2 protein-coding genes are annotated in these 2,028 nt (G+C 30.2%); both read right to left on the bottom strand.

Annotated elements, in window-relative coordinates; genetic code table 11:
- Positions 1-95 precede the first annotated feature (95 nt).
- Entirely contained in the window at positions 96-860 is a 765-nt protein-coding gene (locus VK998_RS02375) for a Stp1/IreP family PP2C-type Ser/Thr phosphatase (protein ID WP_325225052.1), read from the bottom strand.
- A gap of 10 nt (positions 861-870) precedes the next feature.
- Positions 871-1,935, bottom strand: coding sequence for a dual-specificity RNA methyltransferase RlmN (gene rlmN / locus VK998_RS02370; RefSeq protein ID WP_325225050.1), 1,065 nt, complete (start codon positions 1,933-1,935; stop codon positions 871-873).
- Positions 1,936-2,028 lie beyond the last annotated feature (93 nt).

The raw sequence follows: 2,028 nt of genomic DNA, 5'->3' as shown, positions 1-2,028 counted from the left end.
AATCAGGCTGTGACTCCAAGACGAGGCCGGTATCAACGATGTTGTCGGCATAGCGGTCAACAACTGCTTTTGCCTGTGAGGTGTCGTGGTAGGCGTCACGTGCCTGCTGTCGGATTGCGTAGTGGTTGAAAATATTGGTCGGTGAATAGGTGCTGGTGCCATAGGGGTATTTCGCCATTTGATAACATTACCAAGTTTTCACATAATTTTTGCATATCTTCATTGATAAGTAAATATTCTTTAATTTCATCTTCCATTAACATATTAGTTAATCCATCAGTACATAAAAGAAGTATATCATCTTTTAATTTTTCTTCAACTATTAAATCTGCTTCAATTTCCTTGCTAGTACCTACTGCTCTAGTAATAATATTTCTCTGTGGATGATTTTTTGCCTCTTCTTTACTAATACTTCCATTCCTTATTAATTCTTCCACTAAAGAATGATCTGTTGTTATTTGAGATAAATTACCTTTTCTAAACAAATAAGCCCTACTATCACCAACATGGCCTATAAATATTTTTTTATTATTCTTATAAGCTAAAGTAACAGTAGTACCCATACCAGAGAATTCTTCATCCTCCAAAGATTTGTTATATATTTTTTCATTTGCTTTAATTATGGAACTTATAATATTCTTTTTAATACTATCATCATCTAGACAAAAATTATTATAATTTTTCTCTAAGATAGAGCTTATTATCTCCACTGCCATTTTTGAGGCGATTTCTCCCGCCTTATGACCACCCATACCATCCGCAATAATAAACAAAGGATGTTCTTTGTAACGAGAAATATAATAAGCATCTTGGTTAATCTCTCTAATCTTCCCTATATCCGTTTTTACACCGACTTCCATAAAAATCACCTCACTGAAAAGTATTTCTGTCTCTATCTTTAGTGTAACTCCTTCTCAACTGTCCACAAGAAGCGCCTATATCACTACCCATTTCCCTACGTATAGTAACTGGTATCCTTGTTTTTTCTAAACCAATTTTAAACCTTTCAACATATCTTCCTGACGGTCTTTGTTGATTATACTCTTCTATTGGATTTAAAGGTATTAAGTTAATATGGCAATTTAATTCATTCAGCACATAAATTAATTCCTCTAAATCTTTATTCCTATCATTAACCCCTTCAATTAAAGTATATTCTATGGTAATTCTTCTATTAGTTTGATTATAATAATACTTACATGCTTGGATTATTTCACTAATTGTATATTTATTTCCTATAGGCATTATTTTTTTTCTAACATCATCAAAAGGTGAATGTAATGATATGGATAAAGTAATAGGTATCCCTTCATCTGCCAATTCATAAATTTTTGGTACTATTCCACAGGTAGATAAGCTTATATTTCTATAACTTATGTTATGTCCACTCTTATGATGAATTATATTTAAAAATTTCAAAGTATTTTCATAATTGTCCAGTGGCTCACCACTACCCATTAAAACAATATTACTAATTTTCTTTTTTAAATCTTTTTCCATATTATATATCTGATTGACCATTTCAGAAGGACTTAGATTTCTAATAAAACCTTCCTTAGTGGAAGCACAAAAGGAACAACCCATTTTACAACCTACTTGGGTAGAAATACAAGCGGTCAATCCATGTTTATACTCCATAACTACGGATTCTATTATATTATTATCCTCTAATATAAATAAATATTTTTTAGTATTGTCTATTTTTGAATTAAATCTTTTTAAAATTTCAATCTGGTTAATTCTACTACAATCTTCTAGCTTGTCCCGCAGGGCAATGGAGAATACAGAAATATCTTGGATATTAGTACCATAGTTTTTATGAATATAAGTAAATAATTGTTTGGCCCTGTAGCTTTTTTCGCTAAGACTAATCATAAATTTTTCTAATTCTCCTAAAGTTAAACTATTCAGCTCGATTTTTTCCAAAAATTTCACCTCGAATTTTATTTCTAATTTTATATTATATCATACTAATATAAAAATTAACTATTCTTCTTTTGAATTTTTGCAATAAAAAAACCATCTGTA

The sequence above is a fragment of the Schnuerera sp. genome (genome assembly GCF_035459645.1).
In the GTDB taxonomy this organism is placed as follows: domain Bacteria; phylum Bacillota; class Clostridia; order Tissierellales; family Tepidimicrobiaceae; genus Schnuerera.
The sequence above is the reverse complement of the archived record's forward strand: the minus strand, read 5'-3'. Positions and strand labels throughout refer to the sequence as shown.